Annotated in this window: 23 protein-coding genes and 1 pseudogene; 15 read left to right on the top strand and 9 right to left on the bottom strand. The window is 71.5% G+C overall.

The window, feature by feature from the left end; all coding sequences use genetic code 11:
• Positions 1 to 58: 58 nt before the first annotated feature.
• Positions 59 to 2,491: a right-handed parallel beta-helix repeat-containing protein gene (locus OHA88_RS38730; protein WP_326632573.1), complete on the top strand. Its 2,433-nt coding sequence runs from the start codon at positions 59 to 61 to the stop codon at positions 2,489 to 2,491.
• Here OHA88_RS38730 and OHA88_RS38725 read toward each other — a convergent pair.
• On the bottom strand, positions 2,461 to 4,812 hold the full coding sequence (locus tag OHA88_RS38725) for a hypothetical protein (protein WP_443044392.1): 2,352 nt from the start codon (positions 4,810 to 4,812) through the stop codon (positions 2,461 to 2,463). The two genes, OHA88_RS38730 and OHA88_RS38725, sit on opposite strands and share 31 nt — an antisense overlap.
• A 290-nt stretch (positions 4,813 to 5,102) precedes the next feature.
• Here OHA88_RS38725 and OHA88_RS38720 point away from each other — a divergent pair, with 290 nt between their 5' ends.
• From OHA88_RS38720 to OHA88_RS38710, 3 genes are all read left to right on the top strand, one after another.
• A complete protein-coding gene (locus tag OHA88_RS38720) occupies positions 5,103 to 5,948 on the top strand; it encodes a DeoR/GlpR family DNA-binding transcription regulator (RefSeq protein WP_328628951.1) in 846 nt (281 codons plus the stop codon).
• A gap of 75 nt (positions 5,949 to 6,023) precedes the next feature.
• Positions 6,024 to 6,470 carry an SRPBCC family protein gene (locus OHA88_RS38715; RefSeq protein ID WP_326601996.1) on the top strand — a complete coding sequence of 149 codons (447 nt, stop codon included), beginning with the start codon at positions 6,024 to 6,026 and terminating at the stop codon, positions 6,468 to 6,470.
• A 102-nt stretch (positions 6,471 to 6,572) separates the two neighbouring features.
• Positions 6,573 to 7,058, top strand: a complete 486-nt coding sequence (locus OHA88_RS38710) for an SRPBCC family protein (RefSeq protein ID WP_328628950.1) — start codon at positions 6,573 to 6,575, stop codon at positions 7,056 to 7,058.
• 29 nt (positions 7,059 to 7,087) lie between these two features.
• Here OHA88_RS38710 and OHA88_RS38705 read toward each other — a convergent pair whose 3' ends face one another.
• Entirely contained in the window at positions 7,088 to 8,221 is a 1,134-nt protein-coding gene (locus OHA88_RS38705) for a PLP-dependent cysteine synthase family protein (protein ID WP_328628949.1), read from the bottom strand.
• A gap of 253 nt (positions 8,222 to 8,474) precedes the next feature.
• Between OHA88_RS38705 and OHA88_RS38700 the strand changes: the two genes are divergently transcribed.
• Entirely contained in the window at positions 8,475 to 8,792 is a 318-nt protein-coding gene (locus tag OHA88_RS38700; protein ID WP_328628948.1) for a hypothetical protein, read from the top strand.
• Between the two features lie 242 nt (positions 8,793 to 9,034).
• Entirely contained in the window at positions 9,035 to 9,556 is a 522-nt protein-coding gene (locus OHA88_RS38695; protein ID WP_328628947.1) for an ATP-binding protein, read from the top strand.
• Positions 9,557 to 9,710: 154 nt separating this feature from the next.
• Here OHA88_RS38695 and OHA88_RS38690 read toward each other — a convergent pair whose 3' ends face one another.
• Positions 9,711 to 10,013 carry an SHOCT domain-containing protein gene (locus tag OHA88_RS38690; RefSeq protein WP_328628946.1) on the bottom strand — a complete coding sequence of 101 codons (303 nt, stop codon included), beginning with the start codon at positions 10,011 to 10,013 and terminating at the stop codon, positions 9,711 to 9,713.
• Positions 10,014 to 10,216: 203 nt separating this feature from the next.
• Here OHA88_RS38690 and OHA88_RS38685 point away from each other — a divergent pair, with 203 nt between their 5' ends.
• From OHA88_RS38685 to OHA88_RS38675, 3 genes and pseudogenes are all read left to right on the top strand, one after another.
• Positions 10,217 to 10,786 carry a TetR/AcrR family transcriptional regulator gene (locus OHA88_RS38685; protein WP_328628945.1) on the top strand — a complete coding sequence of 190 codons (570 nt, stop codon included), beginning with the start codon at positions 10,217 to 10,219 and terminating at the stop codon, positions 10,784 to 10,786.
• Positions 10,787 to 10,823: 37 nt separating this feature from the next.
• Positions 10,824 to 11,405 (top strand): DUF4865 family protein, encoded by a 582-nt coding sequence (locus tag OHA88_RS38680; protein WP_328628944.1) that lies wholly within the window; start codon positions 10,824 to 10,826, stop codon positions 11,403 to 11,405.
• Positions 11,374 to 11,897 (top strand): annotated as a pseudogene (locus OHA88_RS38675) (phosphotriesterase); the annotation flags it as partial. The gene OHA88_RS38680 and the pseudogene OHA88_RS38675, both read left to right, overlap by 32 nt.
• A gap of 169 nt (positions 11,898 to 12,066) precedes the next feature.
• On the opposite strand, the gene OHA88_RS38670 reads toward OHA88_RS38675, so the two are convergent.
• On the bottom strand, positions 12,067 to 13,281 hold the full coding sequence (locus OHA88_RS38670) for an ROK family protein (protein ID WP_328628943.1): 1,215 nt from the start codon (positions 13,279 to 13,281) through the stop codon (positions 12,067 to 12,069).
• 241 nt (positions 13,282 to 13,522) lie between these two features.
• On the opposite strand from OHA88_RS38670, the gene OHA88_RS38665 reads away from it, so the two are divergent.
• From OHA88_RS38665 to OHA88_RS38655, 3 genes are all read left to right on the top strand, one after another.
• Complete coding sequence (locus OHA88_RS38665; protein ID WP_328628942.1) at positions 13,523 to 14,740, top strand: MFS transporter; 1,218 nt, start codon at positions 13,523 to 13,525, stop codon at positions 14,738 to 14,740.
• 122 nt (positions 14,741 to 14,862) lie between these two features.
• A complete protein-coding gene (locus OHA88_RS38660; protein ID WP_328628941.1) occupies positions 14,863 to 15,231 on the top strand; it encodes an SCO4225 family membrane protein in 369 nt (122 codons plus the stop codon).
• Positions 15,232 to 15,252: 21 nt separating this feature from the next.
• Positions 15,253 to 16,014, top strand: a complete 762-nt coding sequence (locus tag OHA88_RS38655; RefSeq protein WP_328628940.1) for a maleylpyruvate isomerase family mycothiol-dependent enzyme — start codon at positions 15,253 to 15,255, stop codon at positions 16,012 to 16,014.
• A 44-nt stretch (positions 16,015 to 16,058) separates the two neighbouring features.
• Here the strand turns inward: OHA88_RS38655 and OHA88_RS38650 are convergent, their stop codons facing one another.
• Positions 16,059 to 16,460, bottom strand: a complete 402-nt coding sequence (locus OHA88_RS38650; RefSeq protein WP_328628939.1) for a MarR family winged helix-turn-helix transcriptional regulator — start codon at positions 16,458 to 16,460, stop codon at positions 16,059 to 16,061.
• A gap of 87 nt (positions 16,461 to 16,547) precedes the next feature.
• Here OHA88_RS38650 and OHA88_RS38645 point away from each other — a divergent pair, with 87 nt between their 5' ends.
• Together OHA88_RS38645 and OHA88_RS38640 are read left to right on the top strand one after the other, a co-directional pair.
• Positions 16,548 to 18,062 (top strand): MFS transporter, encoded by a 1,515-nt coding sequence (locus tag OHA88_RS38645; protein ID WP_267006755.1) that lies wholly within the window; start codon positions 16,548 to 16,550, stop codon positions 18,060 to 18,062.
• Positions 18,063 to 18,166: 104 nt separating this feature from the next.
• Positions 18,167 to 18,481: a DUF6332 family protein gene (locus OHA88_RS38640; RefSeq protein WP_328628938.1), complete on the top strand. Its 315-nt coding sequence runs from the start codon at positions 18,167 to 18,169 to the stop codon at positions 18,479 to 18,481.
• Here the strand turns inward: OHA88_RS38640 and OHA88_RS38635 are convergent.
• From OHA88_RS38635 to OHA88_RS38625, 3 genes are all read right to left on the bottom strand, one after another.
• Complete coding sequence (locus OHA88_RS38635; RefSeq protein WP_328628937.1) at positions 18,442 to 19,107, bottom strand: response regulator transcription factor; 666 nt, start codon at positions 19,105 to 19,107, stop codon at positions 18,442 to 18,444. The genes OHA88_RS38640 and OHA88_RS38635 overlap by 40 nt on opposite strands.
• A complete protein-coding gene (locus OHA88_RS38630) occupies positions 19,104 to 20,489 on the bottom strand; it encodes a sensor histidine kinase (RefSeq protein ID WP_328628936.1) in 1,386 nt (461 codons plus the stop codon). Before OHA88_RS38630 ends, OHA88_RS38635 begins: the two co-directional genes overlap by 4 nt.
• Before the next feature lie 129 nt (positions 20,490 to 20,618).
• Positions 20,619 to 21,350 (bottom strand): TetR/AcrR family transcriptional regulator, encoded by a 732-nt coding sequence (locus tag OHA88_RS38625; RefSeq protein WP_328628935.1) that lies wholly within the window; start codon positions 21,348 to 21,350, stop codon positions 20,619 to 20,621.
• Between the two features lie 130 nt (positions 21,351 to 21,480).
• Here OHA88_RS38625 and OHA88_RS38620 point away from each other — a divergent pair, with 130 nt between their 5' ends.
• Entirely contained in the window at positions 21,481 to 21,930 is a 450-nt protein-coding gene (locus tag OHA88_RS38620; RefSeq protein WP_328628934.1) for a nitroreductase family deazaflavin-dependent oxidoreductase, read from the top strand.
• Positions 21,931 to 22,112: 182 nt separating this feature from the next.
• On the opposite strand, the gene OHA88_RS38615 is transcribed toward OHA88_RS38620, so the two are convergent.
• The gene (locus OHA88_RS38615) at positions 22,113 to 23,327 is read right to left on the bottom strand and encodes a geranylgeranyl reductase family protein (protein ID WP_326602019.1); all 1,215 of its coding nucleotides are present in this window, start codon (positions 23,325 to 23,327) and stop codon (positions 22,113 to 22,115) included.
• Positions 23,328 to 23,355 lie beyond the last annotated feature (28 nt).

Raw genomic sequence — 23,355 nt, 5'->3', positions numbered from 1 at the left:
GCCGCGAGACCGGTGGTCAGGGCATCGCACACGCACGAGGTGGGGGCACAGCAGCGCCATGGCACAGGGCACGGTCCAGGTGACGCACACCGGCACATCGCGGTGGCGGCGCCGCACTGGCGAATACGCCTCCCTCACCGCAGCCCTGGAGGCCGCGGCGGACGGTGATGTCCTCACCGTCGCGCCGGGCACCTACCGGGAGAATCTGGTCCTGCACCGCGCGGTGACGCTGCGCGGCCCGGAGGGCTCCGTCGGCTCCGTACGGATCGCGCCGGTCGACGGCGTACCGCTGACGCTCCGCGCCTCCGCCGTCGTCCAGGACCTGCATGTGGAGGGCCAGGACTCGGCGGCCCCCGCGCTCCTCATCGAGGACGGCACTCCGGAACTGACGGATCTGCGGATCGTGACGCGGTCCGCCGCCGGGATCGAGGTGCGCGGCGCGGCCCGCCCAACCGTGCGCCGCTGCACGGTCGACAACCCCGCCGGGGTCGGCATCGCCGTACTCGACGGTGCGGGCGGGGTGTTCGAGGAGTGCGAGATCGTCGCGGCCGGACAGGCCGGGGTCTCGGTGCGCAATGGTGCGCATCCGCGGCTGGAGCGCTGCCGCATCCACCACGCCTCGGGTGCGGGGCTGAGTGTCACCGGTGAGGGCAGCGCTCTGGAGGGGGTCGGCTGCGAGGTGTACGAGATCAAGGGCAGCGGGATACAGGTGACAGCCCGCGCCACCGCCCATCTCACCGACTGCACGGTGCACCGCACTTCGTCGGACGGGGTCACGCTCGACACGGATGCGGTGCTGACGCTCGCCGACTGCGACATCCATGACATCCCGGAGAACGCGGTGGATCTGCGTTCCCGTTCGGTCCTCACGCTGACCCGGTCCACGGTGCGCCGTTTCGGCCGCAACGGCCTCTCCGTGTGGGACCCGGGCACCCGGGTCGACGCCAACCAGTGCGAGATCCACGACAGTACGGGTGACTACCCGGCGGTCTGGGTGAGCGACGGGGCGACCGTGATACTGGACTCCTGCCGGGTCCACGACGTGCCGGACGCGATCTTCGTCCTCGACCGGGGTTCGCGCGCCGATGTCGTCGACAGCGATCTCACCCAGGTCCGCAACACGGCGGTGTCGGTGAGCGACGGGGCGACCGCACAGCTCGACGACTGCCGGATCCGGGAGGCGTCGACCGGCGCCTGGTTCCGTGACCACGGCAGCGGTGGCACGCTGAACAACTGCACCATCGACGCGGCGCAGACCGGCGTCATCGTCACCAAGGGCGCCGACCCGACCATCGAGCGCTGCACGGTCACGTCGCCCGCCGAGGCCGGTTTCTATGTCTCGGCCGAGGGCCGCGGGACGTTCCACAGCTGCCGGGTCACCGGAAGCGACGGATACGGCTTCCATGTGATGGACGGCTGCCGTACGACGCTCACCCGGTGCCGCACGGAGCGGTGTGCCCGCGGGGGCTACGAATTCGCCGAAGGCGGCTCGCACGGCGACGGTCAGGGGGCGGGCCCGGTAGTGGAGGACTGCACCAGCGACGAGAGCGGGCTGCGCACTCCCCCTCCCCCGCCGCCCACGGTGCTGACGGCGACCGAGGCCGCCCCCGGGGTGCTCGGTGCGGTACCCACGCAGCGTGCGGCCGCGCCCGCCGTGATCGACGTGCCCGCCGAGCCGGTGCGTACGTCGGGCGCCGTTCTCGGCGAACTGGACGCGCTGGTGGGCCTGGACAGCGTCAAGCGCGAGGTGCGGGCCCTCACGGACATGATCGAGGTGGGCCGCCGCCGTCTGGAGGCCGGGCTCAAGGCCGCTTCGGTGCGGCGCCATCTCGTCTTCACCGGCTCCCCCGGTACCGGCAAGACCACCGTGGCCCGGCTGTACGGCGAGATCCTCGCCTCGCTGGGCGTGCTGGAGCGCGGGCATCTCGTCGAGGTGTCCCGGGTCGATCTGGTCGGCGAGCACATCGGCTCGACCGCCATCCGTACCCAGGAGGCCTTCGACCGGGCGCGCGGTGGCGTGCTGTTCGTCGACGAGGCGTACGCCCTGTCGCCCGAGGACTCGGGCCGGGACTTCGGCCGCGAGGCGATCGACACGCTCGTGAAGCTGATGGAGGATCACCGGGACGCGGTGGTCGTCATCGTCGCCGGCTACACCCACGAGATGGAGCGGTTCCTCACCGTCAACCCCGGTGTGGCGTCCCGTTTCTCACGGACCATCACCTTCAGCGACTACGAGCCCGCCGAACTGCTGCGGATCGTCGAGCAGCAGGCCGAGGAGCACGAGTACAGCCTGGCCGAGGGCACCGGGGATGCACTGCTGAAGTACTTCACCGAGCTGCCCAAGGGCCCCGCCTTCGGCAACGGCCGCACGGCCCGCCAGACCTTCGAGTCGATGGTCGAACGGCATGCGGGCCGGGTCGCCCAGCTCGCCGAGCCGAGCACGGACGACCTCACCCTGCTCTACCCGGAGGACCTGCCGGAGCTCCCCTGAGTCTCGCCGGAGCCCCCGTCGGCCTGGCGGGGCAGGAGCGGACCGAGCCGGGCGAGCAGCGCGGCCCGCTCCTCGGCGAAGACCGGGTCGGCCTGGTAGTCCGAGTGACCCAGCACCGGTTCGGGCAGTGGATGTTCCTGGGTACGCCCGTAGACCAGCGGGTCCCGCAGCGGCCCCCGGTCCACCTCGGGCTCGGACCCGTCGTCGAGCCGGACCCGGCCGCCGATCGGGTCGGTGGCCCGCCACAGATTGCGCCAGCAGTGCACGGACCGGTGCAGTCCGTGCAGCGGTCCGGGACCGAAGTAGGCCGGGAACCAGCGCCCGTACAACCGCTCGATCGGCGAACCGTAGGTGAGCAGGGCAACCCGCTTCCGGGTCTCTGCGGGTAGCTGCCAGACCGCGGACGCCGCGAGGACGCTGCCCTGCGAGTGGCCGGAGATGACGAGCCTGCCGCGGGTGCGGCCGGTCCAGCCGGACATCCGGGACGCCAGGTCGGGGACGGCACGCTCGGCGTAGCACGGCGGCGCGAACGGGTGAGCGGCGCGCGGCCAGAACGTACCGACGTCCCAGAGGATGCCGATGGTGCGGCGGGCGGAAGCATCGCGGTAGGCCCGCCGCCCCCAGGTGACGAAGAGGATGAAGCCGAAACCGACCATCCACGATCCGGTCGACTGGGCCGCTTCCGCCACCGATTCGATGAACGGGCCGGCGCCGTCCAGCGCCAGTCCCGGCACCTCTCCGCTCGCCCACGCGCCGGCGACGGCCCCCGCGCCGAGCAGCAGAGTGGCGCCGGAGACCAGGCCGAGCAGCCAGGGCGCGGAGTCGGTCAGCGCGGCCGTGGCCCGGATCCTGGCGATCTGCCGGGTCCGGGCGGCGTCCGGCCGCTTCTGCCCGTACTCCCGGTCGACCTCCGGTTCCAGGGCGCGGGCGGCGAGCCAGGTGCGTACACCCAGTACGACGGCGGGAACCAGCAACAGCACCAGGAGCACGGGGATGACGGAGGCCTGCCAGCTGAGCAGCACCGGCGGCCCGTCGATGACGGACGCCCGCCCCATGCCGGGGGTGCCGGAGCCGTCGAGCCAGTCGGCGACGCGCTGGGCGACCCCGCCGGACATGACGCCGCCGAGGGCGCAGGCGAGCATCGCGACCGCGGGGCCACCGAGTCCGTACAGGACCGTACGCGGCTCGGGCGTCCGGCGGTACAGGCCGAGCGCCACCACCGTGAGCGCGACCACGAGGGCGCCCTGGCCGACGGTGAGGACACGGAACGTGACGTCTCCGGGGAGCGAGCCCGCGGAGACCCAGCCGGGGCGGGACCAGGCGGCGTACACGGCGGCGAGGGCGAGCAGGGCGAGGGCGGCGCCCGGCAGACAGCTGATGACGGCGCGGTCGAGCCGGTTGTCGATCCGCCGCTCGCTGCGGCCGCGTCGGCAGACCACCCAGAGCACAACAAGCGTGCCCAGCACGAGCATTGTCTCGAGCAGCCGGCCGAGGAGGTCGGGCACGGGGCCGCCGACGACGCGGTCGTGCCGGGCGGCGGCGCCCGCGACGGAGGCCGCCACGGTCAGGAACCCGGCGGCGGTGTGCGCGGCCCGGAGCCGGGCGACCAGCCGCCGGCCGTACCAGAAGCCGGGGCGGCCGAGGGCGGGGCGGACGACGGGGATGGAGGTGGCGTCGATCCCGCCGACGGAGGGGCCGCCGGAACGACCGCTGGGAGGGTCGGCCGGAACGTCGTCCAGAACGTCTTCGTCAGGAGCGTTGTCGTCAGGCTCGGCGCCGGTGAGCGGGCGCTGCGACTCGTACGCGCTCCAGGTCCGGTTGGACAGGTACCAGAGCAGCCCCACCAGCGCGGTGGGCACCAGGGCCGCGAGCGCGAGCCGGCGGCCCGGCTGCGACCACCAGCCGCCCTGCGCCGTCGACAGGAAGCCGAGCCAGGACCGCCGGTTCGAGCAGTCGGGCACGCCCGCGCACTGCCAGGCCACCAGATCGAGCGCGACCTCGCAGGCCGCCGCGGTGAGCAGCACGGTGAGGCTGAGGGCGACGAGCCGGACGAGCACGCCGTACAGCCGCACCGCGCGGGTGCGGCCCTTGGCGGTGGGCCGCATCCAGTGGGCCAGGTTGACCACCATGAACGGGAGCAGCAGGAGCCAGAGCGCGCGGGAACCGTTGCCGGAGGTGAGGTTGGACCAGCAGTAGGCCTCTTCGATGGGCCGATCCCGGTACCGCTCGGGGTGCTGCTCGGCGTCGATGTCCCCGGTGCGACGGTAGATGGCCGCCGTCGCGTCACCGGTGACCCTGGCGATACGCGGATCGTCGAGCATGCCCTGGGGAGTGGCTCCGCCGACGCCATGGACGAGCAGTTCCAGCGCGGCCCCCGTGCTCTGCGGGGCCTGGGTGACAGGGGGCACGTGGGTGACTCGCTCTCTCGCTCTCGCGACGTTCCGGGCGGTGCGCTGATGCGCAGTCACCAGAATCGCGGAACAGCGGCCGCGGTGGCACCTGTCTCACCGAATCTCCCCAGTGCGGCGCCGGACGGAGCTGCGTGGCAGGATGACCCCGTCCGACAGACGGCCAGCCTGCTACAGGCGAGAGGGAAGGACCGGACCCGGCGTTGAGCGAGAATCAGAACCTCCTCGCGGAGCAGCGGCGCGCCCTGATCCTCGACGAGGTGCGCAGGCGCGGCGGGGTCAGGGTCAATGAGCTGACCCGCAAGCTCAGCGTCTCCGACATGACCGTCCGCCGGGATCTGGACGCACTGGCCCGCCAGGGTGTCATCGAGAAGGTGCACGGCGGCGCGGTGCCGGTCGTCGAGGCGAGCACGCACGAGCCCGGCTTCGAGGTGAAGTCGACGCTGGAGCTGACCGCCAAGGAGGACATCGCACGGGTGGCCGCGACCATGGCCGTGCCCGGCAGCGCGATCGCGCTCTCCGGTGGCACGACCACGTATGCGCTTGCCCAGCATCTGCTGGACGTACCGGAGTTGACGGTGGTGACGAACTCGGTGCGGGTCGCCGATGTGTTCCACACCGCGCAGCGTTCGGCGGCGACGGGCGGACCGCGGGCCGGGGCCGCCACGGTGGTGCTCACCGGTGGAGTACGGACTCCGTCGGACTCCCTGGTCGGCCCGGTCGCCGATCAGGCGATCGGTTCGCTCCACTTCGACGTGCTGTTCCTCGGCGTGCACGGGATCTCGGTCGAGGCCGGGCTGTCGACGCCGAATCTGGCGGAGGCCGAGACCAACCGGCGCTTCGTGCACTCCGCGCGGCAGGTGGTGGTCGTCGCCGACCACACCAAGTGGGGCACCGTGGGCCTGAGTTCGTTCGCAACGCTGGAGCAGGTGGACACCCTCGTCACCGATTCCGGTCTGTCGGCGCAGGCCCGCGAGGAGATCGAGGAGCACCTGCCGGGCCTGGTGGTGGCGGGCGGGACCGCCGAGGACGAGCCCTCCGACAGCTAGGGAATGGGCGGCGCAGAGCCGAGCCACACGTTCCGCTCTGCGCGCGCCGTGCCCGTCACGTCCTAGGATCGTGCTGTGGCCGTCTTCCGGATCGAGCGATTCACTCCCCTTCCCGCCGCCGAGTCGTGGCGCCGGGTGACCGACTGGGAACAGCACGCCGTGCATGTCCCGCTGACCCGGATCAGCGTCCCGACGGGGCTTCCCACCGGAATCGGGACCGTCTTCGTGGCCCGTACGGGCGTGGGCCCGCTGGGGTTCGACGATCCGATGGAAGTGGTGCGCTGGACACCGCCCGCGGCCGGCCGGGCCGGGCTCTGCCGGCTGGAGAAACGCGGTTCCGTGGTGCTGGGCCGGGCCTCGATCGACGTGTATCCGGCGGAGTGCGGATCGCATGTGGTGTGGGTGGAGGAGCTTCGCATCCGGCTGCTGCCGCAGTGGGGAGACGCCCTGATCTCCGGCGCGGGCCGCCGGATCTTCCGCCGGGTACTGGACGGTCTCCTGGAAGTCCCGGTGCGGCCGTAGCTGCAGCACGTACCGGTGCGGACATCTGATGGTGTGGCAGATATGGTGTGGCCCCTCGCGGACGGGGTGCGTCCGCTGCCGATCGCACGGGAGGTGCGTTCCATGGCACGTCGACTCCGCTCCGTGGACCTCGACTTCGTCCCGGTCGCTCCGCTGCGGCTGGTGTTCGCCGCCGAGGTCTCCGCACCTCCCGAGGTGGTGTACCGGGCGCTCGCCGAGGATGTCGAGGGCTGGCCGTCCTGGTTCACCGCGGTGACGGCTGCCCGCCCCACCGCAGCCGGTGCGGGCCGCGAGATCCGGCTCAAGGGCGGCACCGTGTTCCAGGAGACGGTTCTCGCGAAGGAGCCGGGCGAGCGGTACGCGTACCGGGTCGACGAGACCAACGCAATCGCCCTGCAAGCCCTGTTGGAGGAGTGGCGGCTCTCCCCGGCCGCGACCGGGACGGGCACGAGGGTGCAGTGGACCTTCGCCGCCGACGGGCCGGCGCCGTTCCGGTTCACCCTGCGGCTGGGCCGGGCCGGGCTGGCCCGGGCGTTCCGGGACGCGGTGCGCAATCTCGACGAGCGGCTCGCCGCCACCTCCGCCTGAAGGCTCGGATCGCGGGTGAGGGGCGGGCTTCAGCGGGGCCAGATGCCAGTGGCCAGGAACCGTTCGATCGTCGCGGCGTACGGGGCGACGTCGAGGCCCTGTCCGGCGAGCCAGCTGTCGGAGTAGTACTTGTCGAGGTAGCGGTCGCCCGGGTCGCAGAGCAGCGTGACGACGCTGCCGGTGCGGCCCTGTGCCAGCATTTCGGCGACGAGCTTGAACGCGCTCCACAGCCCGGTGCCGGTGGAACCGCCCGCCTTGCGGCCGATGGCCTGCTCCAGGGCGCGTACGGTGGCGACACTGGCCGCGTCCGGCACCTTCATCATCCGGTCGATGGCGCCGGGCACGAAGCTGGGTTCCATCCGAGGCCGGCCGATTCCTTCGATGCGTGAACCGCAGTCGCTGGTGGCGAGGGCATTGTGGTGGGTCCAGCCGTCGAAGAAGCAGGAGTTCTCCGGGTCGGGCACACAGATCCGGGTGTCGTACTGCATGTAGTGCACATAGCGGGCGATGGTCGCGGAGGTGCCGCCGGTACCGGCAGTGGCGACGATCCAGGTGGGTTCCGGGTAGCGCTCCAGCCTCAGTTGCTGGTAGATCGACTCGGCGATGTTGTTGTTGCCGCGCCAGTCGGTGGCCCGCTCGGCGTAGGTGAACTGGTCCATGTAGTGACCGCCGGTTTCGGCGGCGAGCCTGGCCGACTCCTCGTACAGCTTCTGGGCGTCGTCGACGAAGTGGCACTGGCCGCCGTGGAATTCGATCAGCCGGCACTTCTCGGGGCTGGTGGTGCGGGGCATCACCGCGATGAACGGCACCCCGATCAGCTTCGCGAAGTACGCCTCCGAGACGGCCGTCGAGCCGCTGGACGCCTCGATCACCGGCTTGCCCGGCCGGATCCAGCCGTTGCAGAGCCCGTAGAGGAAGAGCGAGCGGGCCAGCCGGTGCTTGAGGCTGCCCGTCGGGTGCGTCGACTCGTCCTTGAGGTAGAGGTCGATCCCCCAGGCCTCAGCCAGCGGGAAGCGCAGCAGATGCGTGTCGGCAGAGCGGTTGGCGTCGGCCTGGACCTTCCGCACGGCCTCGTTCAGCCAGGCCCGGTACTCGTGGTCGGTGCGGTCGACGTCGACGGTCGCCACGACCTGGCCGTCAAGCCTGTGCCCATTGGTGTCCATCAGCACACTCCTGCTCGTCGTCACCGGACTGCCGGACCCCCCGGACCCCCGGACTCTGCACATCAACGATATGCCCCCTACCTGCACGAACATTGACTTTGGGGATCCATAGCCCTGCCTTGGCCTCGGTGGCCCGGACGGCCGCCGACCGCCCTGGCGCAAATGCGACATCCGACCCCGACACGGTCTGGCGCACCGGCCGAGCCACATGCAGACTTGCCGTCGGAAGCATGACGAAGGGGGTGAAGCAGTCATGACGGAAGCGGAGTTCAGCGCGACGGGGGTACGGATCGAACGATGGGCCCGCTCGCTCACGAGAGCCGGGCAGGTGATCGTGAAGGACGGCCGGGTGGCACTGCTGACCAGCTACGGCCGGGAGATCGACAGCGCCCCGGTGGGGGTGGTCAGCGCGGGCAGGCCCTGGCTCGCCGGCGCGGACTCGGCGGTGGCGCGATTCAACGGGACGCGCTACCGGCTGACGATGGGACAGCGCGATCACGGGCGGGACCGAGCGGGACCGTCGCACCGGTTCCTCGAGGCACTGCGCAGTGCGGGCGCCCGACTGGACTGACATCACGGGCCGGCCTCGGACAGCCGATATCGCAGGGTCGACACAGCGGTGCTGACGGAGCGGAGCCACCCGGACACCGCAAGTTGCGGAGCCGTTACCCCTGAGCGACATTGGACACACGTCACTCATGGTTCACCGGCGGTGACACTGCGATCCAGTCCGCCGGCCCGGGAACGGCAGCCGGCTTTCCGCCGATTCCGTTCCGCCGTCTTCTTCCGGACCTATTTCGGGGAGTCGCAGCCGTGATCAGCGAGCCAAGCAGGCACTGCACGGTGGAGCTCCAGGCACTGCCGTCGCGGATCGGTCAGGTCCGCAGAATCGTCTCGGCGCAATTGCGCTACTGGCATCTGGACCCTCTGATCGACCAGGCGGCGCTGGGCGTCACCGAACTGCTGACCAATGTCCACCGGCATGCACAGCCGGACAAAACGTGCACCGTAGAGATCGAGTTCCTGCTCGAACGCCTGACTGTCTCCGTCCACGACCACGACCCGCGGCTGCCGACCGTGCGCGAGGCCGACGCGTCCAGCACATCGGGGCGCGGGCTGGCCCTGATCGCCGCGGTCAGCGAGAGCTGGGGGGTCCGGCCGCGGGGCCGGGCCGGGAAGGTCGTCTGGTTCACCCTTCCGGCCCCCTCCCTGTTCGCCGCGGTGCGGCGGCACTCGGTGTACGGGGCGACGACCGACGGTCCGTTCGGCGATGTCGACACCCCGTCCCTGGAGAAGGTGGCCCACACCGACGCCCGGTCCGCCGCGGTGGGCTGAGGGCTGTCCCGTATCAGGGACGCACGAGGAGCGGGGCGCCCGGAGGCACCCCGCTCCTCGTGCGTCCCGCGGTGATTGTCGCCGGTGCCGTAGATCTTCGCGGCGTCGACGACGCGGGCGGCGGTAAAGGTGGCGGTCGAGCTGACCGTGGTGGTCATGCCGCATCTCCCCGACCGGTTCGGCCGAACTGCTCGTCCAGCACGGAGAGCCGTCGCCAGTACTCGTCCTCGTCGATCTCGCCCGCCGCGAACCGGCGGCCGAGCAGGGTGATGGGCGACTGTTCGCCGGGGACACCTGGAGCGCCGTGCGCGGTGCGCGGGCCCCAGGGGCCAGGTCGGCCACCGCGCCGGCCGGTACGGCGCAGCACGGTGACAACGGTGACGACGACGGCCGCCCAGATCAGCGGGAAGAAGAGGATCCACGGTCCGGGTCCACCGGAGTACGCCAGGGTGTTCATCTCGGTCAGCTCCCTCGTTGCGGGGTTCTGTTGTGCTGTTGTTCTGTCGCTGACGAGCCTGGCTCCGGGAGGGCGTCCGAGTCGTCGTACGGCGAGCGGCCGTATGCGTACCCCCGTGGGAGTACGCGGCCTTCGGGCAGCTGCTCCCGCTGACCGGGCAAGATCCCTGGAGCCCTGTACCTACTAGTATGTACAGTGGCCTCATGAGCACTCCGGACCGTCTGATCGAAGCCACCCGCGAGCTTCTGTGGGAGCGCGGTTATGTGGGCACGAGCCCGAAGGCCATCCAGCAGCACGCGGGCGCCGGCCAGGGCAGCATGTACCACCACTTCGCGGGCAAACCCGATCTGGCGCTCGCCGCCATCGTCCGCACGGCGGCGGAGCTGCGGGCCACCGCCGAACTGGTGCTGGGCGGCCCGGGATCGGCGTACGAACGGATCTCGGCATATCTCCTGCGCGAGCGCGACGTGCTGCGCGGTTGCCCGGTCGGCCGGCTGACGATGGACCCGGATGTCGTCGCCAGCGACAAGCTGCGCGCACCCGTCGACGAGACGATCGGCTGGCTGTGCGGACGGCTCGGCGAGATCGTCCAGCAGGGCCTGGACCGGGGCGAGTTCGACCGCTCGCTGAACCCGGACGAGATAGCGGCGACGGTGGTCGCGACGGTGCAGGGCGGCTATGTGCTGGCTCGCGCCTCGGGCTCCACCGCGGCCTTCGACGCGGGCGTCAGGGGCCTGCTCTCGCTGCTCGCCCCGCGCACCGGCTCCGCCTGACCTCTCCCACGCACCACTACTGCCTGAGGATTACGCGATGCATGCCATGCAGTACGAGATCACCCTGCCCGCCGACTACGACATGGGGATCATCCGTACCCGCGTCGCAACCAGGGGCCACCTCCTCGACACCTTCCCCGGCCTGGGCATCAAGGCGTATTTGGTACGCGAGCGCGGCACGCACTCACCGGTCAATCAGTACGCGCCGCTGTACCTGTGGACGGCTTCCGAGGGCATGAACGCGTTCCTCCGGGGGCCCGGATTCCAGGGCATCGTCGATGACTTCGGCCGTCCCGAGGTGCAGCACTGGAGCGGTCTGTCGTACGCGGAAGGCCCTGCTGCGGCGGCACTCCCCCGCACGGCGACCCGCCACCGCGTACCCATCCCGGCCTCGATGGCCCCGGCGGAAGCGGTCGAGGCCGCGCTGGTGGAGAGCGGGACGCGGGCGAAGGCCCCCGGCACGGTCGCCACGGCGCTGGCCGTCGACCCCCGCCACTGGGAGCTGCTCCACTTCACGCTCTGGGAGCACGACGCCCCCGAGGCGCCCGGAGAGCACTACGAGGTGCTGCATCTGTCCATGCCGGAGCGTGAGCGGCTCGGCGAGGGAAGGCAGTGGTAGCCACGGTTGGCAGGTCCTCGGCGACATCCCTGCCGGGGAGTTGGGCGTGTGCGACGCCCACGGCATCTCCTTCTGCGCAGCCCGGTCCTGCCGGGCCGGGAGCTGGACGACCGCGGGCGAGCGGCCGAGCGGCTGCGCGACTTCCGGGGTCTCGGGGGCCGGTCGGTGGTGCAGTGGACGCCGCACGGGATGGGGCGCGCGCAGGGCCGACACGCTCGCGGCGCCGGCCCGTTCGACGGGCAGCCATGTGGTGGCGGCCACCGGTCTGCACCAAGCAGCGCACTACACACCGGAGTTGCTCGACCGTGTCCGGGACGACCTGGCCGACCTCTTCGTCGCGGAGCTGACGGCAGGCATCGGGACCACGGGCGGACGGGCGCACCGATCGCGGTCCATCTGGAGCTGGCCACGGGTGCACTCGATGTACTGGACCTGCTGTGCGGGGAGTTGGAGGTGACTCCCCAGCACGTGGTCCTCGGCCACCCGGGCCGGTGTTGGCCGCGATACTGATCGAGAATCCGGCACAGGCCTTCGCGTTCGGGCCGACCGCGTAATCCCGCCGCCCGGGCGCAGGCGCGCGTCGCGGAGCTGCGGCTATGGCTCCGGAGTCCGCGGAGCAGCGGCACGCGGGTTCCCTCGCCGGCGCTCCGCGGTCGCCGGTTCAGGCCAGCGCGGCCAGCGGGTCGTCGAGAACCGGCTGCCAGGCCAGTTCGGCCGCGCCGACCAGGCTGTTGTGATCGAGGGTGCACGGCAGGATCGGCACGCTGCCGCTGCGCCCCCACAGGCTGCGATCGGCGACGACGGCGCGCAGCCGCTCCGGGTCGGCGTCGAGCAGTGCGCGGTGCAGTCCGCCGAGGATGATCCGGTCCGGGTTGAGGATGTTGACGAGTCCGGCCAGTCCGAGGCCGAGCCGGTCGATCAGCTCCTCGGACGCGGCCCGTACCGCCGCGTCCTCGTACTCCGTGCGCAGCAGGTCGCTCGCCTGTTTGAGCAGTGACTCCTCGGGGCCCGGTTCGCGGCGGGCGGCGACGAGGAAGGCCAGCGGGTCGGTCTCGACGTCGAGGCAGCCGCGCCCGCCGCAGTGGCACGGACGCCCCTCGGGGTTCACGGTCAGATGGCCGACCTCGAGGGCCAGCCCCGAACTGCCGGTGTGCAGACGGCCGTCGAGGACGAGGGCGCCGCCGACGCCGCGGTGGCCCGTGGCCACGCAGAGCAGATGCTGGGCTCCGCGGCCGGCGCCGTGCCGGTGCTCGGCGAGCGCGGCGAGGTTGACGTCGTTTCCGGTGAACGCGGGGCCGGGGATGCCCGCTTCACGTACACACGTGGCGAAGATCTCACGGACCTGGGAGCCCGCCGGCCAGGCGATGTGCAGTGGGTTGAGCGCGGTGCCCTCCGGCTCGGCCACGGCGGAGGGGACGGCGAGACCCGCACCGACGCAGCGCAGCCTGCTGTCGCGCAGCAACCGGGCGCATGCGTCGACGACTTCGCCCACGACCTGGGCCGGGTCCGATGTGACGGTGACACAGCCGGGAGCCGTGGCGACGAGTCGGCCGCCGAGCCCCACCAGCGCGGCACGGAACCCGTCGGCATGCACCTGCGCGGCGATGGCGACCGGGCCGGACTCGCGGATCGCCAGCCGGTGCGAGGGGCGGCCCTGCGAGCCTGCCGCGGAACCGGGGCTGGAGTCGACGCGGATGAGACCGAGCGCCTCCAGCTCGGCGGCGACCGCACCGGCGGTCGCGCGGGTGACGCCGAGCTCGGAGGTGAGCACGGCGCGGGTGGGCGCGCGTCCGGTGTGGACCAGCTCCAGGGCGGGCCCGAGCGCGCTCCGGCCCCTCTCCAACTTCGTCCGGGTGGTGGTCGCCTTGCCGTTCATGGGGGCGAGTCTCCCATGATCCGGAGCGACTGCCGACGCTCCGGTCGGGCACTCCTGCCCGCGTGCTGCCACGAGGGACGCCGTTTCGGCCCGCGGCGACCACCCCTCCCGGTCACCGTGATCACCCCTTCCCGTCACTGTCATCGCTCCTCCCGGTCACCGTGATCGCACTTTCCGACCGTGTCGGCCGTGGCGGCCCGCCGTCTTGCGTCCGTTGTCCACGGGCCCCTATGCTTCTTTTGTGCCGCAACTAAACAAACTGCGGACGGCCCTACCGGGGGGACCAGGCGGAGACACCGCCCCACCCTCGTCGGCCCGCCTCCGTACCGCGCTGACCGTGTTCTTCGCCCTCGACGGTTTCCTCTTCGCCGGCTGGGTGGTCCGTATCCCGGCCATCAAGCACCAGACCGGCGCCTCCGCATCCACCCTCGGCCTCGCCCTGCTCGGGGTCTCCGCCGGAGCCGTCATCACCATGATGCTCGCCGGGAGGCTGTGCAGGCGGTTCGGCAGCCACCCCCTGACGGTGGTCTGCGGAGCACTCCTCTCGCTCGCCATCGCCCTGCCCGCGCAGACGCATTCGGCCCTCGCACTCGGTCTGGTCCTGCTGGTCTTCGGAGCCGCATACGGCGCGATGAACGTCGCGATGAACAGCGCCGCGGTCGACCTGGTCGCCGGGCTGCGGCGCCCGGTGATGCCGAGCTTCCATGCCGCGTTCAGCCTCGGCGGCATGCTCGGTGCCGGGCTCGGCGGACTGGTCGCCGGTGGCCTCTCCCCCGCCACCCATCTCTACATCCTCACCGGGGTCGGGCTGCTGGTCACCGCCGCCGCCGGACCGGCCCTGCTCCGGTACCCGGCTCCCCGGGCGGCGACCGCTGCGGACCGTGCCGCGCCGCCGCGCCGCATGGCGGGGCGGGCCCGCAACCTGGTGCTGCTGTTCGGCGTGATCGCGCTCTGCACCGCTTACGGGGAAGGGGCCCTGGCCGACTGGAGCGCGCTCCATCTGACTCAGGACCTGCACGCCCGTCCGGGCGTCGCCGCCGCCGGATACTCGCTGTTCGCCCTGGCCATGACCGCGGGCAGGCTCACCGGTACCGCCCTGCTCGAACGGCTCGGCCAGACCCGCACGCTCGTCGCGGGCGGCGCGACGGGCGCGGCCGGAATGCTCCTCGGTTCGCTGGCACCGACCACCTGGCTCGCCCTTCTCGGCTTCGCCGTCGCCGGACTCGGCCTGGCGAACATCTTCCCCGTCGCGGTCGGCCGGGCCGGCGAGCTGGCCGGCCCGAGCGGAGTGGCCGTCGCGTCGACGATCGGCTACGGCGGGATGCTGCTCGGACCGCCCGCGATCGGATTCCTGGCCGACTGGTTCTCGCTGCCGCTGGCCCTCACGACGGTGGCGGTGCTCGCCGGTGCTGCAGCGGTGCTGGGGTACGCGGCACGGCATGCGACGGCCCGCGCCTGATCGCCGAACGCGCGACAGGCCTCCACCCGCACGCACACCTGCCCGATTGAGTAGGCGTACTCAGGCAGGACCGGCTCCCCGGCAGCACGATGGAGGCATCGACCATCTACGGGGAGCAGGCCATGAACAAGCCGGTCATGAACAAGCAGCACCTCCGCACGCTCGCACGGCTGACCTTCGGCAATGCCGCCTCGCTGATCTACCTCGGGGTGGTGCTGGCGACGACGGTGTTCGTTGCCGTGGACACACTGCTCGTCCCGCACGAGGACGCCTCGTTCGCGGGCGTCTGGCTGTTCCTGCTCGCGGCGCCGACGGTGTTCGTGTTCTTCGTCGGCAGTGAACTGTGGGGAGCGGACACGGCCGGACCGGCCTGGTTCACATATCTCGCCCTCGTCGTGTCCGTCCTCGTGCAGGCGCTCGCTCTCGGCTGGTTCGTACGCTTGGTGCGTGGCGGGGGACGGTCCCGTACCGCCCATCCCCAGGGCGTCTGAGCCGCTGGCAGAATCTCCGCCATGGAGACCATGGACCACGTCAAGTCCCTCGCGGACGCAGGACACTTGCTGGCCACTGCGGCGGAGCAGGCCGGGCCCGGCGCTTCGGTGCCGACCTGCCCGGGCTGGCAGGTGCGCAATCTGCTCCGGCACACCGGCATGGTGCACCGCTGGGCGACCGCGTTCGTCGCCGAGGGGCATACCTCGTACCACCCCGACGGCGGCGAACCCGACCTGGACGGCGGGGAGTTGCTCGACTGGTTCCGCGAGGGGCACGGCCTGCTGGTGAACGCGCTGGAGAGTGCCTCGGCCGACCTGGAGTGCTGGACCTTTCTGCCCGCGCCGTCCTCGCTGGCGTTCTGGGCACGGCGGCAGGCCCACGAGACGACGATTCACCGGGTGGACGCCGAGTCCGCGCGCGGTGGCCCGGTCTCGCCGGTGGCGGCCGAGCAGGCGCTGGACGGGATCGACGAGCTGCTGCGCGGGTTCCACGCCCGCCCGAAGAGCAGGGTGCGCACCGATGCACCACGCACGCTGCGGGTGCGCGCCACGGACACGGGCGACGCATGGACCGTACGGCTCTCGTCGGAGCCGCCGCAGGCCGTACGCGAATCGGAGGCCGACGCACACCGAGCGGGGTCCGGCGACTGCGAATTGAGCGGTACGGCCGAGGGGATCTATCTGATGCTCTGGAACAGGCTGCCGCTCACCGCGGTCACGGTGACGGGCGACCGGGGACTGGCCCGTCTGTGGTGCGAGAACTCCGGGGTGACCTGGTCCTGACAGATGTACGGGAACGAGGGCGCCCGCCGCGGCCGGTACCGCACTCAGCCGGTCGCGCCGCCCAGCATCCGGGCGAGCACCGTGCGCTGCAGCGGCTTCACCTCGGCATGACGCGCCCGGCCCTTCGCCGTCAGCTCGACCCGGACTCCCCGCCGGTCCTCGCTGCACATCCCGCGGCACACGAGGTCGTCCTTCTCCAGCCGTGCGATCAGGCGTGACAGCGCACTCTGGCTGAGATGGACCCGGGAGGCCAGCTCCTGTACGCGATAAGCGGCGCCGCCGTCCTCCGACGCGCCCTCCGCGAGGACGTCGAGCACCTCGAAGTCGCTGGCGCCGAGGCCGTGCCGATGCAGCTCACGATCGAGCTCGCACAACGTCCTGGCATGCAGCGCAAGCATGTCCCGCCACTCCTCGACGAGCACCCGCTCGGGCTTGTTCGCTGCCATAGCCGCACGTTAGCAGAGATGGGACCGATTGTTGCATCGGAATTAAATGCACTTGCATTCAATGCATGTGCATGTACCTTCGTCGTCATGACCTCTCCGCTAAACGTCTCCGATTCCCATGCGCGCTGGAGCCCGCGCCTGTGGGGCACCCTGCTCGTGCTCTGCGCCGCGATGTTCCTGGACGCCCTGGACGTCTCCATGGTCGGCGTCGCTCTGCCGTCCATCGCCGACGACCTCGACCTGACCACCTCGACCCTGCAGTGGATCGTCAGCGGGTACATCCTCGGCTACGGAGGACTGCTGCTCCTCGGCGGCCGCGCGGCCGATCTGCTCGGCAGGCGCCAGGTCTTCCTGATCGCGCTCGGCGTCTTCGCCCTCGCCTCGCTGCTCGGCGGATTCGTCGACTCCGGACCGCTGCTGATCGCCAGCCGCTTCATCAAGGGGCTGAGTGCCGCGTTCACCGCACCGGCCGGTCTCTCGATCATCACCACGACGTTCAAGGAAGGCCCGCAGCGCAACCGCGCGCTGTCCATCTACACCACGTGCGCGGCCACCGGCTTCTCCATGGGCCTGGTGCTGTCCGGTCTGCTCACCCAGCTGTCCTGGCGCTGGACCATGTTGCTGCCCGCCCCCATCGCGCTGATCGCCCTGGTAGCCGGGCTGAGGCTGATCCCGCACAGCGACCGCGAGGACACCCGTCGCGGTTACGACCTGCCGGGTGCCGTCACCGGCACGGCCTCCATGCTGCTGCTGGTGTTCACCGTCGTCCAGGCCCCGGAGGCCGGCTGGGCCTCCGCCCGGACCCTGCTGTCGTTCCTCGCCGTCGCCGCACTGCTGACCGTCTTCGTCACCATCGAGCGACGCACCGCGAACCCGCTGGTCCGGCTCGGTGTGCTGCGCTCCGGCAGCCAGGTCAGGGCGCAGCTGGGCGCCGCTGCGTTCTTCGGCAGCTACGTCGGCTTCCAGTTCCTGGTCACCCAGTACATGCAGTCGCTGCTCGGTTGGTCGGCCCTGCAGACCGCGCTGGCCTTCCTGCCCGCGGGTGTGCTGGTCGCGCTGTCGTCGACGAAGATCGGCGATGTGGTCGACCGGTTCGGGACGCCGCGCGTGATCGCGGCCGGCTTCACCTTCCTTGTCGTCGGCTACGGACTCTTCCTGCGGATCACCCTCACCCCGTCGTACGCGGCGGTCATCCTGCCCTCGATGCTGCTGCTGGGAGCGGCCTGCGCACTGACCTTCCCGTCCCTCAACATCCAGGCCACCAACGGGGTCGACGACGACGAGCAGGGCATGGTGTCGGGTCTGCTGAACACCTCGATCCAGGTGGGCGGGGCGATCTTCCTGGCCGTCGTGACGGCGGTGATCACGGCGCACGGCAGTGGCGACGGCTCCTCGCAAGCGGTCCTCGACAGCTACCGGCCGGGCCTCGTGGTGGTGACGGCGATCGCGTTCGCCGGACTGCTGATCACGCTGACCGGGCTGCGTCGCCGCAGGCCCGTACAGCACTCCGTGCTGGTCGCGTCGTCCGAGGGCGACCGGGCCGCCGCCGAGGCATCGGCCGCCCAGCAGCCGGCCGCACAGAAGGTGGCGGTCCGGGACTGACCGAGCCGGCCCACTGCCCCCGTGACTGACCGACGAGGGGGAACGGGGCGGTGGACGGCGAGGCATCCTTGTCCGTCGCCCACCGCCCCTGTGACACTTCGGACATGGGACGCCGAAGTCAGGAAGACCGGGACGCCATGACCGTCGAGATCGGCTTCGCCCTGGTGAGCGCGGCCTTTCTGGCCGCGGCCGCGTTCGTCGCGGTCACGATGACCACCGTGTACTTCGATCTTCCCCGTACGGCCGAACATGTGCTGGTCCGGATCGGAGCCGTCGTCGCAGCCGTCGTCTTCGTCGCCCGCCTCGTCGATGTGCTGTGGGGCTTTCCCCGCCCGGGCAGCCGGCGTGCGGCCGCCGCGCACCGCCCGCAGGCTCCGTCTCAGCCGAGCCAACCGGGGCGTACGAGCCCGGACTCATAGGCGAGCACGACGAGTTGGGCCCGGTCGCGGGCGCCGAGCTTCACCATGGTGCGGCTGACATGGGTCTTGGCGGTGAGCGGGCTGACGACGAGTCGGCGGGCGATCTCCTCGTTGGTGAGGCCGATGCCGACCAGCGCCATCACTTCCCGTTCCCGTTCGGTGAGTTCGCTCAGTCCCGTCGCGGCCGCAGGCTCCTTGGAGCGGGCGGCGAACTCGGCGATCAGCCGTCGGGTCACTCCGGGCGAGAGCAGCGCGTCGCCGCCCACCACGGCCCGTACCGCCCGCAGCAGTTCCTCGGGTTCGGTGTCCTTGACCAGGAAGCCGGAGGCGCCGGAGCGGATCGCCTCGAAGACGTACTCGTCGAGCTCGAAGGTGGTGAGCATGACCACCTTGACGTCGTTGAGCTCCGGATCGCCGGTGATCGTGCGGGTGGCGGCGAGGCCGTCGAGATGCGGCATCCGGATGTCCATCAGCACGATGTCCGGCCGCAGTTCGCGCACCAGACGTACCGCCTCCGCACCGTCGGCAGCCTCCCCCACCACCTCGATGTCCGGCTGCGCGTCCAGCAGGGCGCGGAAACCGGCCCGGACCAACAGCTGGTCATCGGCGAGCAGTACGCGGATCACGGTGTCTCCTCCGTCGTGTCCTGCACAGTCTCCCCCGCCGTGTCCCGCCTCGTGTCCTGCTCGGGGTCCCCCGTCGCGTCCTGCGCGGTGGCTTCCGGTGACGCCGGGCGCAGCGGAAGCTCGGCCCGCACCCGGAAACCGCCGTCGGGCCGGGGGCCCGCGTCGATCGTGCCGCCCAGCGCGGCGGCCCGCTCCCGCATGCCGGCCAGCCCGTTGCCGCTGCCCCCGGCCTCGCTGCCGGTGGCGGGTCCGTCGTCGTCGATACGGAGCCGGATGCTGCCGGCCCCGTAACCGATCCGGACCCGCGCGCTGCGCGAGCCCGAATGCCGCACCACATTCGTCAGCGCCTCCTGCACGATCCGGAAGGCCGCCAGATCCGTACCGGGCGGGACGGCGTTCCGCACGCCGTCCGCCTCCACCGTGACGGTCAGTCCGGCACTCGCCGCCTGGTCGACCAGCTCGGGCAGCCGGTCGAGGCCGGGGGCCGGGGCCAGGGGGGCATCGCCGGGGGTACGGAGCGTGGCGAGGACCTGACGGACCTCGCCGAGCGCCTCCTTGCTGGCTGCCTTGATCGTGGTGAGGGCCGTGCGGGCCTGCTCGGGGTCGGAGTCGAGCAGCGCGAGTCCGACGCCCGCCTGGACATTGATGACGGAGATGCTGTGGGCGAGCACGTCATGGAGCTCCCGCGCCATGCGCAGCCGCTCCTCGTCGGCCCGCCGCTTCTCCGCGGCGTCCCGTTCGGCCCGCTGTGCGGCCCACTGTTCACGACGTACGCGCACGAACTCCGCTGCCGCGACGATCGCCACCACCCAGGCGGCGATGCCCAGTTCCTGCCCCCACGGTGCGGCCGAGTCGCCGATCGGCGGCAGCCGGCGGTAGAGCCAGTGGGCCACCAGCAGATGCCCCACCCACACCATCCCCACGGCCGACCAGGCGGCCCGCCGGTGCCCCGCGACAACAGCGCTGAAGCATCCGACGGCAACGGCCAGGAACACCGGACCGTACGGATAGCCGGCCCCGAGATAGATCATGGCCGCGGCCGCGGAGACGAACACCGCCAGGACGGGGTGGCGGTGACGCAGCAGCAGTACGGCGACGGCGATGAAGAGCAGCGCCCGGGCGAAGAGGTCCAACGGGGCGCGCTCGCCGAGCTGGCCCCGGGCCGCGACGGACGAGCCGATCATGACGATCGCACCGAGCAGGAGGGTGGACGGCCACGGCAGGCGGGCGGCGGACCGCACGCTCGTCCCCGTCAGCCGGCGCGGCGGCCCGTCGTGCCCCCACGGTCCGCGGGGGCCCGCGTGCATCCAGGGCCGCCGCTGCGGCGGTCCGCCCTGCACCCGAGGGGGACCGCCGCTTCCGTGTGAGCGCTGCTCTTCCATACCGGCAACGCTAGACCGCGGGCCACGGCAGCGGCGTCAGCCGGGTGTGGTGATCACGCATACTCCCAGCGGAGTACGCCGTCGGCGCGGCCTTGCGAGCGCGGGCGGGCGCAAGGGGCTGCGGCAGGCTCAGGCGCCGGTGCCTGCCTTGTGGCCGCCCCGGTCACCGAGCAGACCGACATGACGGGCCAGTTCACCGACGGCCTGCCGGAAGAAGGCCTCCCGCGCCTCGACGAGCCGGTTGAACTGCCCGAAGATCTCGAAGGAGATCAGCCCGAAGAGCTGCGACCACGCTGCCACGAGCGGGGCGACGACCGCCGGGGGGAGGTCGGGGGCAAAGTCGGCGGCCATCCGTTCGGCCTCGGAACGCAGCTCGGCGGCGAGCGGCGGCAGCGCGAGACCGTCCGTGCGGTGGGCGTCGCCGACGATCGCGATGAGGACGAAGCCGACGCGGGAGGCGGGGCCGATCGTCGCCTGGGGCGCGGTGTAACCGGGCACCGGCGAGCCGTAGATCAGACCGTACTCATGGGGGTGGGCGAGGGCCCAGTCGCGTACGGCGCAGGCGACCGCGGTCCAGCGGGCGAGGTGGGAGGCGGACGATCCTGCGCAGGATGCCCGGTCGGCGGCTTCGGCGGCCTCGCCCACGGCGTCGTACGCATCGACGATCAAGGCCGTGAGCAGCTCGTCGCGACTGGGGAAGTAGCGGTAGAGCGCGGACGAGACCATGCCCAGTTCACGGGCGACCGCGCGCAGCGAAAGTCTTGCGGCGCCGTCGGCCGCGAGCTGCTTCCTCGCCTCGTCCTTGATGGCGGCGGTGACTTCGATACGGGCCCGTTCCCTGGCTCCTCGGATGGTGCTCATGGCGATCAGTCTGCCATGAGCTTGGAGCACCGACCAATAACGAGAGCAGCGCTCTTGCATTTGAGCACCAAGCACGTGCACACTGATCTCAAGCGAGAGCAGTGCTCACACTTTCCGAAGGGGAGTCTCGATGTCCGTGCACGTTCAGAAGCCCGGCTGGTTCACCGTCAACGTCTTCAACCGCACCGTCGCCTGGATCACCCGGCGCGGCATCAGCGTCTGGGGCTCGCGGGTCCTGGCGGTCCGCGGCCGCAAGAGCGGCGAGTGGCGCCGGACCCCGGTCAACCTCCTGACCGTGGACGGCCGGCAGTACCTCGTCGCGCCCCGTGGCCACGTCCAGTGGACGCACAACATGCGCGCGGCCGGTGGCGGCGAGCTCCACCTCGGCAAGAAGGTCGACGTCTTCACCGCCATCGAGGTTCCCGACGACGAGAAGCCCGAGTTGCTGCGCGCCTACCTCAAGCGGTGGAAGGCGGAGGTCGGCGTCTTCTTCGGCGGCGTCGGCCCGGACTCGTCCGTCGAGGAGCTGCGCCGCATCGCCCCCGATCACCCGATCTTCCGGGTCACGATCGAGGTCTGACAGACCGGCGTACCTTCATCCGGCCCGGGCCGGCCGCCCTGCCCCGCCCCTCCGGCCTTGCGCTCAGGACCTTCCGGCCCGTCCCGGCCGCCACGTAACTTCCGGTCCGCCCTTCCGAACCTTCCGGCCTCCGGACTCCTCCGGCCCGTCGGTCCGCCGATGCGGACCCTTCCCCTGGTCCGTCAGCGGTCCATCGCCGAAAGGGCGCGCTGTGCCAGCGGATGCGAACGGACCAGCTCGGCCAGCGAAGTCGTCCCCCGGGTGATCCCGGCGAACGCCTTCCAGGCCGGGCGGAATCCGGTCAGCACCGCGTGCAGTATGCCCGGGCGGCGCTCGAAGAGCTTCAGCATGCGCCTGCCGACGCCCATCTCGACGCCCAGTCCGGCCTTGATGGCGAACGCGTAGTTGAGCGCCTGGCGGCGGGCGTCCACCGCGTCGTGCGACTCGGCGATCCGGACCGCCCACTCACCGGCGAGCCGCCCCGAACGCAGCGCGAACGAGATGCCTTCACGGGTCCACGGCTCCAGCAGGCCCGCCGCGTCGCCGCAGACGAGCACCCGCCCGCGCGACAGCGGCGAATCGTCGCTGCGGCAGCGCGTGAGATGGCCGGAGGAGATCTTCGGCTCGAACCCGGCGAGACCGAGCCGGGCGATGAAGTCCTCCAGATACCGCTTGGTCCCCGCGCCATCACCGCGCGCCGAGATCACACCGACGGTCAGGGTGTCGCCCTTCGGGAACACCCAGCCGTAACTACCGGGCATCGGGCCCCAGTCGATCAGCACCCGCCCCGCCCAGTCCTCCGCGACCGTGGCCGGGACCGGGATCTCCGACTCCAGGCCGAGGTCAACCTGGTCGAGCTTCACCCCGACGTGGGCCCCTATGCGTCCCGCGCTGCCGTCGGCGCCGACGACCGCACGGGCGAGGACGGTCTCGCCGCCGGACAGCACCACGGCGACCGTGCGCCGGTCCGGGACCGCGGCGCCGTGCTGCTCGACCCGTGTCACCGTCACTCCGGTCCGGAGTTCGGCGCCCGCCTTCTGCGCCTCCTCGACCAGGCCCGCGTCGAACTCGGGCCGGTTGATGAGCCCGAAGAGCATCCGCTTGGAACGGCGCGTCCGCGCCAGCCTGCCGTTGAGCGAGAACGTCACCGCGTGGATCCGGTCCTGCAACGGCAGTTCGAACCCGGGCGGCAGCGCGTCACGCGAATACCCGATGATGCCGCCGCCGCAGGTCTTGTACCGGGGCAGTTCCGCCTTCTCCAGCAGCAATACCCGTCGGCCGGCAACCGCCGCCGCGTATGCCGCGGAGGCTCCGGCCGGTCCGGCGCCGACTACGACGACGTCCCACACGGACGACTCTTCCAGCTCACGTCCGGCGTCTGCGTTCTCGCTGCTCACGATGTGCTTCTGCTCCCGATCCCGACCA

The organism is Streptomyces sp. NBC_00353 (assembly GCF_036108815.1).
Taxonomy (GTDB): domain Bacteria; phylum Actinomycetota; class Actinomycetes; order Streptomycetales; family Streptomycetaceae; genus Streptomyces.
Note: the sequence above shows the minus strand (reverse complement) of the source record. Positions and strands in the feature narration are given on the sequence as shown.